The organism is Burkholderia alba (assembly GCF_034721475.1).
GTDB classification, from domain to species: Bacteria; Pseudomonadota; Gammaproteobacteria; order Burkholderiales; family Burkholderiaceae; genus Burkholderia; species Burkholderia alba.
The window spans coordinates 1-9,562 of record NZ_JAWJWL010000065.1 but is presented as its reverse complement, the minus strand read 5'-3'; the positions used below and the strand labels follow the sequence as shown (position 1 = coordinate 9,562).

The following is a 9,562-nucleotide window of genomic DNA, read 5'->3' as shown; positions in this document are numbered from 1 at the left end:
TGGCCTCCAACGCCCTTTTCCACTGGCCTCAGATTACCAACTGCACCCAAAGCTTCCACGGTTTCCCGCGATGAACCTATTTTTTTGCACGCGAGGATGAGCTCGGTGGACCGGCCAGAGTTTCATAGACACTCAGAAGCCGTTTAGCGCGTAGCGCCGCTCAAACTCAATCGGTGAAAGATCGCCGGCGGAACCATGTCGACGAACCGAGTTATAAAACATTTCGATGTAATCGAACAGGTCCGAGGTCGCGTTCGCCCGACTCGGATAGATGCCCCACGGTACGCAACTTGATCAATACTCGCAGGCGGAATTGAACAAGATCGCAGCGCGGCTCAATGAAAGACCCAGAAAGACATTGGGCTTCATGTCTCCGGCCGATAAGCTACGCGAGGCTGTTACTGCGACTCATTGAGCCTACCGCGGCTTTTTTTAGAATGTCGCGTTCCTCGGTCATGCGCTTGAGCTCGGCATTCAGTCGCCGAACCTCGGCGCTCTGATCCAGCTCCGCCTGCCGCACGACGTCGGGCCTGCCGAACTTCAAAGGTTCTATGCGTAAAGGCTCTGGGTCGCGATACCCAAACGCTGGGCCACCTCTGCCACCGAGTGACCCCGTTCGGTTACCTGTTTGACTGCCTCGATCTTGAATTCATCCGTGTACCGCTTGCCGCTCATGCTGACCTCCCCGGTTGCCGTAAATTATGGCTCGAAGATGTCTACGAAAGGCTGGCCGGTCCGCGTCAGTCGATTTCATCCTCGAAAAGCTGCATCGACTTGGCTCGCGAATCAGCGGAATAGGACACTACCTACAGCCTACCCGGCGTCGGCGAAACATCACGCCAAACACCGGGATAAGCCTCATTGCCCATCGATGGGCCGTCGAGTGACCGACGTCAACTCCGCGTTCGCCGAACCTCTCTTCCGGAGGGGTAAGCTCAACATACCAGCGTACGCAGCACGGCAGAACGTCCAGCAGGCTCGGTAGAAACTACAATCAGTTGATCGGCGAGACGATGCCGCCGTTGATGTAGCTGGTGGTCCCCGTCATCCAGCGCGCCTCCGGCGAAACGAGGTAGAGCACGAGACCAGTGATATCCCCGATGTTGCCAATGCCGCCGTCGATCGACATCGACTGGAGCCACGCGATGTTTTCATCGGATTCGGCGGGATAGAAGAAGGACGTGTCGAGCGGCCCCGGCGCAATGCAATTGACCGTAACGCCGCGCGAGCCCAGCTCCTTCGCAAGCGCCTTGCTGAAATGCTCGAGGGGGGCCTTGCTGCCGGCGTAACCGGCATAGGTGGGCGCAAAAGCCGCCACCATCGTGGTAACGAAGCTGAGAATGCGCCCGTCGTCGGCGAGTTTTTTCGAGGCCTCCTTGAGCAGGAAGAACGCTGCCTTGGCATTGACGTCGAACAGATCGTCGAAATCCGCTTCCTCGAACTCGGCGAGCGGTTTGCGAATGATCTTGCCGACGGTATTGATGAGAATGTCCACTTTTCCGAACTTGGCGATGGCGGTGTCGAACAAGACGGTCGCCTGCGCCGGCTTCGTCAGATCGGCTTGCAAGACCAGCGCCTCGCGGCCATGCTTGCGCACGGCTGCCGCGGTTTCCTCGGCCTGGGCCTGCTTGTTCGCCGAGTTGTAATGGACCACGATGTCGGCGCCCTCCTCCGCCAACAGTTCCGCCAGCGCGCGACCGACGTTAGCCGACGCGCCGGCGATGATGGCGGTCTTGCCAGTGAAGCGACGCGCGCCGGTACTCGTCGCCGAAGGAAAGGTCCTGGCGACTTTCTGATGGGAAATGGCAACCATGTCGATACTCCTAGTTTGAAAAGAGAAGCCCGTGACGGGTGTCCTCATACCTCGCCGGTCGGCGATGAAACTGGATAGGGGTGCTGCCCGGCGCCCGACCGAGCAGCAGAAATTCCGCGCGTTGGACACAAGCATCGTGTCATGTCAGGCTCGAGGCGATGGATGCCCAATGCGAACAACCCCAGCCGCATTTGCCGCGGTATGCCCGCCGCGCCGCATCGCATCCGCCATCTGCCCTCCGCATGTATCTCCGCAACGCGCATCGCCGGCTGGGCGGGCCGCGATACCTGCGCGCGTCATCCTGGACGCGCTCGCGTCGCGTGTTCGACACGCATGTATCGGCCCGGCCCCACCGCTGTCACCGAAATCCCACGTGCGCCGAACTCCTTCGCTGCCGCCCGCGTGAAGTGCTCGACCGGCGCCTTGGTGCCCGCGTAGGCCGCATAAAACGGCGCAAACGCACCCAGCAGCGACGTCACCAGGGTCACGATCTTGCCGTCGTCGTTCACATGCTTGCCTGCCTCGCGCAGGAAGAAGAACGCCGACTTCGAGTTCACCGCTGTCATCTCGTCGTACTCGGCCTCGCGGATCTCCGTGAACGACTTCTTCAGCACCTTGCCCACCGTATTGATCGCGATATCCGGACGCCCTACCGCCACGATCGTGTCCGCGAACAGCTTCTCGACCGCGCCCGCACTCGTCAGGTCCACCTGAAATGCAACCGCCTCGACACCCGCCGCCTTGATCGCTGCGACCGTCCGATCCGCGTCCGCCTTCGAACCCGCGCTGTTGTAGTGGACCGCCACAGCCTTCGCGCCTTGTTCCGCCAGATCCCGCGCGATCAGCCCGCCAAGATTCTTTACACCGCCGGCGATGAGAACGGTCTTGCCTTTGATGACATGATTTGCCAATTTTGTTCTCCTTCTTGAGTGAGGTATCGATCGGCTCATGGTACTCAACAGAGTAAATCAAAACGTGCGGCAATTTACGCTCGAAACGTGGATGAATCATCCACGAATACGGAACAATTAGCCCGCCACCTGGTTGCCGACGTCGAATCGGCCGCGCAGGCGGGTATTCCAGCCGCGTCCTTGGTCATTGAGGCACTGTCACGTTAAGCTGCAAGTGACGCAATAGTGGAGAGGACGCGGTCTTGTTCAGAAAGCGGACGGAACTTGGGAGATCTCAGTGAAACGCTGCCATGCGGCGAAGCGATCAGCAGGTGTCGCTTGAGGGCGAAGTGCCGGCGGATGGGCCCGAAGCTGGGCAGGAACGCTTGGATACGCCTCGGATCTGGAAACCCACGCATGCGCCGCTCACGCTCGCGCGTGGGTTGATGGCTGTTCTCCGCGCGATTGTTCACGCGCGCGGTGGCCTTCACGAATACGTGTATGGCGCTGGCCAGCGCCGGGATATCGGCCTTGGCGGCCAAGTAGCTGCGCAGCTGATCGGTGACGATCTTGCGCGACACCGGACAGGCGTGCAGCACGCGCTGGAAGAAGCGTTTGGCGGCTGCGGTGTCGCGGCGCTTTTGCAACAGGATGTCGAGCTCGGTGCCATGTTCGTCGACCGCCCGCCACAGCAGGTAAGGCTCGCCGCGCGAGCGTCACGCACCTCTCATCCAGTTGCCACGTGCTGCCCGGCTTACGCCGGACAGCCTTGACGCGACGAGCGAAGTCCGCTCCAAACCAAACTTGTCGCACCAGCGGCGAATGATCTCGTAGCTGACGATCACGCCGCGCTCGAACAGTAGCGCCTCGATGTCGCGCAAGCTAAGTTGGAAGCGGAAATACCAACACACCGCGCAACTGATGATCGCCGCAGGGAGCCGGTGGCCGTGATAGAGCGATTTCGTCTTCTTCATCGATCAGACCTTGAGCCATCGTGTCAACAAAGTGACAATGCCGACCGGCCCGCTGCAGGACCCTCTCACGCGGTTGCTGGCTGGCGTCGGTGCGATCGCGGCATTCGCGCGGCGGCGCAAAGGATTGCTCGACGTAGGGCCGAGGCGTGATCGCCGCCCGGTCTGAGTCAGTCGGGCATGGGTGTCAAATCCCGGTGGGCGTCCGGATCGGGCGTAATGAGCGTGGCGATAGCCGCTTTCAGCTTGGCGCTGGGCACGGGCTTGTGCAGCACCAGCAAGTCGCTCGCCTGCAATTCCAGCAGGTGGCTCGTCGCCGTGTCGCCGGTCACGAGTATTGCGGGGATGTTGCCGTTGTATTCGGTGCGTAACCGTTCGATCACCTCTACGCCATGCTCGCCACCGCGCAGGCGCAGGTCGCAGATTAGCAGCACCGGACGCACGGAGAGCTTGGCGAGCCGATCGAGCGCCTCGCGCGCCGATCCGGCGATCAAGGTTTCATGACCCCAGTGTCCGAGCAGGGTAGCCATCGCATCCCGAATCGCCTGTTCGTCGTCGATGACCACTACCAGACCGCGCATGGGCGCCGTGTCGGTCGTTTCGCCGATCGGCGGCCGGAGGTGCGTCGCGGGCTGCTCGGCGGGGGCCTGCTCCAGCAGGATTTCGAAACACGAGCCGCGCCCGGGCGCGGACCTCAGGTGCAGCTCGCAAGCGAGCAATGTCGCGAGCCGGCGAACGATCGCCAGTCCCAACCCGAGTCCCTTGTTGCGGTCGCGCTCGGGGTTGTCGAGTTGGTAGTACTCCTCGAACACGCGCTCCTGCTGGTCGGCCCGGATGCCCTTGCCCGTATCCCAGACCTGCACCGCGAGCCGGGATCCGCGGCGCCGGCACCCGACCACGATTTTTCCCGATTCCGTGTAGCGTACGGCGTTGGAGATCAGGTTGCGGGCGATGCGCTCGACCAGAGCGGGATCGGAGCTGACGATGGCGCGGCAGGGGGCGCGCGAAAGCGTGAGTCCCTTGTGAGTGGCTTCGGGCAGGTATTCGTCGCAGACCCGCGCCAGCACGGCATCGATTGCGAAGGATTCCTGATGAACGGCGACGACACCGGCGTCAAGTCGGGAAATATCCAGCAGCGTCGCGAATAGCCGGTCCATCGCATCCGCGCTGGCCTCGATCCGCTCGACCAGGCGCAGGCCCTCGGGCGGCATGGGGACGCCGCGCAGCGCGCCGACGAACAGGCTCAGCGCATGGGACGGCTGGCGGAGGTCGTGGCTCGCGGCGGCCAGGAAGTGGGATTTCGCGCGGCTTGCCGCCTCCGCGATTTCTTTTTGCCGCTTCAGGTCGATCGCCATCGATTCGACGATCCGCTGCTCCCGCTCGGCCGCCAGCTCGGCCTTGAAGCGCCCGACGAACATGCTTGAAATGGCGAGGCTCGTATAGAGCAGCGGGATCGCGTAGATGGCCAGGAACAGTGTCGTCCAGCCCGGCGCCATGAAGCTTGAACGAAACGCGGAGACACAGGTGCCCGGAATGACGATCGCGAGCCACACCGCGGAGATCGGCGGCATCATCATGTAGGCCAGCGCGCCCGCGGCGATCAGGCCCGGGCAGAACGCCACCAGCAGCATCCGGTGCGTTTCGCCGGACACGAACGGCGCGCAGAGGATGAGCCCGGCGCTGATGACCACGGACACGCCGATCCACCAGCCGGTGAAGATTTCAAGATCGCGGCGGGTATAGGGGGCGGGATGTTCGCGCCGGCGTCGGGCCATGCGTAGCAGTGCGTGGGCGGCCCAGCCCGACTGGATCAGCGCGAGCGCGGCGACCCAGGCAAGCGTGCCGTGGCGGGGGAGATCCGCCCAGAGCGCCGCGATCATCCCGAGCGCCGCGAGCAGATTGGCGCTCGCGGCCATCGGGATCATCGCGAACAAGGCGGCCAACTGACGATCCAGCAAGCGCGCTTGAGCCCCGGCGTCTTCGTCGGGTAGCGTCCAGCACACGCGCAACTGACTCCACGGCCTGATTGCCAAGATGCTGGCCTCCCAAAGCGTCGACGTTACCCGGCGTTCCGCCAGTGTAACCCCGGGGAATGGCATTTTTGAGGTCCCGGGAGGCGTGGAGCGCAATAGACATGAATTCTGCAACCTCGTCCCGGCTGGGTTTGGGCGGATGATGATTTCATTTTCAGTCCGAACGAAATAAATTCGTCAATCCGCCTACGGTCGCATTAAATGCGTCACTTCGCATCGCTGTATTAATTCTCGGCTCGCACCCTCATGAATTCACGAGGGTGTTTCGCCTCGTGACCGGTGCCGCCCGGCGAAGTGACATCTCTATTGCGGAAACCGTGACACGTTTACATGAGTCTACGCCTGGACAAGGACGTCGCGCACGACGTGTTCAACCACGCGTCCGTAGCGCTCCATGAGAGCGCATCGGCCCGACTATTTGGATAAGGCATTCCTCCGGGGGCGAATCCCGGCCGCCTCGCCATGAACGCTTGTCCCGGCCGGACCTTGCCAGCCTCCCGCTGTATTCGGCGGTTTCGGTCCATCTCCGCCGGACCTGATCAGCTGCGCGCTTTGGCGATTGGCCCTTGGCGACGTCTTCGACTATCTCCCTGGCGCATCACTGAAGACCCACGCCGGCTTGACATAACGCACGCGGGTGCCACCGCTATGCGGCCGCTCGATACCCCTGGCTTCCATCCAGCGATACAACGTCGCGCGCGAGATGCCCAGCTCGCGCGCGGTGCCAGCGAGGCGTCCGCGGTTGCGCAGCAGCGCCAGCTCGATCACCTCGCGTTCGACGGATTTGCGGACAGCTGCGACCGACAGCGGCACGGTCTCGATGCAATGCTCGAGTTCGAGATCGTGCGCGGTGATCATCCGGCCCTCCGCCATCACGAGCGCACGGCGCACGCGGTTGATCAGCTCGCGCACGTTGCCCGGCCAGTCGTACTTGTAGAGCGCGGAAATCGCGTCGGCCGACAAGCCCCGCACGCGATGCCGCGCGTCCGTCTTGAAGCGCTCAAGCATGTACCGCGCGAGTAGTTCAATATCCCCGCCGCGCGCGCGCAGCGGCGGCTGGTCGACACTCAGTACGCACAGGCGGTGAAACAGATCGGCGCGGAAGCGCCCTTGGTTCATCGCACCGCGCAAGTCGACGTGCGTCGCTGAAACGATGCGCACGTCGACCGGCACCGGATCGCCGCCGCCCAGCCGTTGAATCCTTCGTTCCTGCAAGAAGCGCAGTAGGCTCGCCTGGCTTTCGAGCGGCAGGTCGCCAATCTCGTCCAGCAGCAAGGTGCCCCCATTGGCCGATTCGACATGGCCAATCTTACGCGCGCTCGCGCCCGTAAACGCGCCGCGCTCGTAGCCGAACAGTTCTGATTGCAGCAGGTGCGGCGGGATCGCGCCGCAATTCACCGCGACGAACGGGCCAGCGCGCCGCGGTGAATTCTGGTGGATCGCGGCGGCCGTCAACTCCTTGCCCGTGCCGGTCTCGCCTGAGACGAGCACGGGCGCGTCGGTGCGCGCGACGCGCCGCACTACCTCGATCAGTCGCAGCATCGCGTCGCAAGTGCCGATGATTCCCGGTTCGGCCGACTCAAGCGGCATCGCGCTCGGCGCAAACAGACATTCCATGCCGTAAGCATGGCCGACCGCATCCGCGATCCGCTGGGGCGACGCCGGCGAGGTGATGTAGTCGAAACAGTAGTCGCGCAGCAGCGCCCGCATTTCCGGCACGCCCGCATGATGCGGTTCGATGAGCGCTACCCATGCGACATTGCGCAGCGCGCCGCACACGGCCGCGATGCCGCCCAGTTCGTCGTGCGGCACGGCGCTCAGGTCGAGAATGCCGCCCGTGATTTCGCCAGCCGTTTGTCGGACCTGATTCGCGCTCGAGACAATGGACACCTTCCAGCTACGGCGTGCGAGCTCCTTCCGCAAAAGCGATGATGGCTCGTGCGTCCAGTAAATTAGCTGTCGTGATCGCAGGCAACTTCCAACTTCAACTACCACTTATTATCTCCCTGGGCTGCGCAATGCCTCACAAAACAAATTATTGCAATGAAGATTCCAGCTAACTCAATATCGGCTTGATTTGTGACACGCCTGCTGCCACGCGCCGCAATATTTTTCCCACCTGAATATGAGGTGTATTCATTCAGTGAATAATAAAATTCACCGCATGAACCATTCAATGCAATCAATTTGAATGTTCAAGGCTTGGCGACATTACCGCCGACCAGTTGTCAATCTACACGCGTGCCATGCTCGATAAACCGAGTTAACCAAGGGGGGGCTGACGATACGTTCGATACATGTGCGCCATCTAGCCGCCTCTTCACACAATGAATGCTGAAAATTTATTATAAATACTCATTTGTTTCAGCACTCGTAGTACCGCACAACCAGCCTGGTGATAGGTACGTAGTCTGCGCGCAAAGTTCGTCGTTGTGGTACAAATACTGTCAGATTTAACAGGTGGTTCGCAGGTATGTTTTCTATTGTTTAAACCGCCCCGGATGGACCGCGTCAAGCGGCGCTTTGGGCGACGACACGTGATATCTTGGAAGGGATTGCAGGCTCGATTGGATCTGGCACGCATAGTTGAAACAAGGGTTCAAAGCAAGATGGGTCTATGCGCCTCATGCGGCAAGGGCCGCGCTCCACGACGACCTCCCTTCCGTCACATACGCATTCGCTTCGAGCATGGCCCGGCATTTATGGAATCTTCCTGAGCTTCTCAACCGCCCCATCTGCTGGCGCACCTTGCAATCTACTCAATTTTCTTTTGCGGCGCCGCCCTCTAAATGGATCGTCGTTCTTTCGTGGCGTTTTTCAATTATTGACAACGTATTGTGGCCCTTAAACCATCCTAACGATCTTTCGACCGATCTTCGTCGCTCTTCCTTATTGAGACAGAATCCGCGAGTGTCCTGAATTCGGGCGTGTGTTGCTGCTTCGGCATCTTCAATCCCGTCGATCTTACCCGGCCTCATGAAGCGCGAAATTTTGGGGAAACCTCACTCTCGTTCAACGTCGGTACTCATCATGCAGATCGAACGGCAACCCAGGCATCCATTTCACCAAATCAGAACGTTTCCCCTAGACACATGGTGTGTTGTCGTACTTTCCGTGGTGATGCTTTCCGCTACGCTACATCGAACATGCCGCCATCATTCGAATCGGCCTTAGAAATGTTAACGAAATGAGTTTTGCAAGTGTCGCCCGCAAATGATGCAGCAGGCCAGCTTCATGAATGCACGCCAAGCGATCGAAGCGGATACGCAGTCGCCGGAAGTTATGTAGCGCCACGAGATGGTCCGCTCGACGACCCAGCGGGTTTTGCCCGGACCGCTGCCATGGGGCTGGCCGCGCCGCGCTATTTCAGTGGTCATGCCGGCGGCATGTAATGGGCGGCGGTATTTGTCGTGATCGTAGCCTCTGTCGCCCTGAACGACGCGCGGTTTCGATCGTGGTTTGCCGCCGATTGGCGGANGTCCGCTCGACGACCCAGCGGGTTTTGCCCGGACCGCTGCCATGGGGCTGGCCGCGCCGCGCTATTTCAGTGGTCATGCCGGCGGCATGTAATGGGCGGCGGTATTTGTCGTGATCGTAGCCTCTGTCGCCCTGAACGACGCGCGGTTTCGATCGTGGTTTGCCGCCGATTGGCGGGATGGCATCAACCCGTGTATGAAGCTGGGTGACATCGTGTCGGTTGGCGCCCGTCAGGATGACCGCGAGCGGGATGCCCTGCGCTTCGGTGATGAGGTGGTGTTTGGAACCGGGTCACGCGCGGTCAGTGGGATTGGGTCCCGTTTTTGACCAGCGCCTATCGCACGGATTGAAGAGGAGTCGACGATGACCCGGGACCCG

The 9,562-nt window shown here is 61.2% G+C and carries 3 protein-coding genes and 7 pseudogenes; 1 reads left to right on the top strand and 9 read right to left on the bottom strand.

Features of this window, described 5'->3' with window-relative positions; genetic code table 11:
• Positions 1-132: 132 nt before the first annotated feature.
• Positions 133-273, bottom strand: a pseudogene (locus RZR99_RS31450) (IS3 family transposase); the annotation flags it as partial.
• Here RZR99_RS31450 and RZR99_RS33600 point away from each other — a divergent pair.
• Positions 272-415, top strand: a pseudogene (locus RZR99_RS33600) (IS30 family transposase); the annotation flags it as partial. The pseudogenes RZR99_RS31450 and RZR99_RS33600 overlap by 2 nt on opposite strands.
• A gap of 9 nt (positions 416-424) precedes the next feature.
• Here the strand turns inward: RZR99_RS33600 and RZR99_RS31445 are convergent.
• From RZR99_RS31445 to RZR99_RS31410, 8 genes and pseudogenes are all read right to left on the bottom strand, one after another.
• Positions 425-675 (bottom strand): annotated as a pseudogene (locus tag RZR99_RS31445) (transposase); the annotation flags it as partial.
• Positions 676-994: 319 nt separating this feature from the next.
• Entirely contained in the window at positions 995-1,813 is an 819-nt protein-coding gene (locus tag RZR99_RS31440; RefSeq protein ID WP_323123622.1) for an SDR family oxidoreductase, read from the bottom strand.
• Between the two features lie 341 nt (positions 1,814-2,154).
• A pseudogene (locus tag RZR99_RS31435) lies at positions 2,155-2,724 on the bottom strand (SDR family oxidoreductase); the annotation flags it as partial.
• Between the two features lie 246 nt (positions 2,725-2,970).
• A pseudogene (locus tag RZR99_RS31430) lies at positions 2,971-3,677 on the bottom strand (IS6 family transposase).
• 167 nt (positions 3,678-3,844) lie between these two features.
• Positions 3,845-5,617, bottom strand: a complete 1,773-nt coding sequence (locus RZR99_RS31425) for an ATP-binding response regulator (protein ID WP_323123621.1) — start codon at positions 5,615-5,617, stop codon at positions 3,845-3,847.
• Between the two features lie 672 nt (positions 5,618-6,289).
• Positions 6,290-7,702 carry a sigma-54 dependent transcriptional regulator gene (locus RZR99_RS31420; protein WP_323123620.1) on the bottom strand — a complete coding sequence of 471 codons (1,413 nt, stop codon included), beginning with the start codon at positions 7,700-7,702 and terminating at the stop codon, positions 6,290-6,292.
• A gap of 1,140 nt (positions 7,703-8,842) precedes the next feature.
• A pseudogene (locus tag RZR99_RS31415) lies at positions 8,843-9,175 on the bottom strand (transposase); the annotation flags it as partial.
• 3 nt (positions 9,176-9,178) lie between these two features.
• A pseudogene (locus RZR99_RS31410) lies at positions 9,179-9,562 on the bottom strand (transposase); the annotation flags it as partial.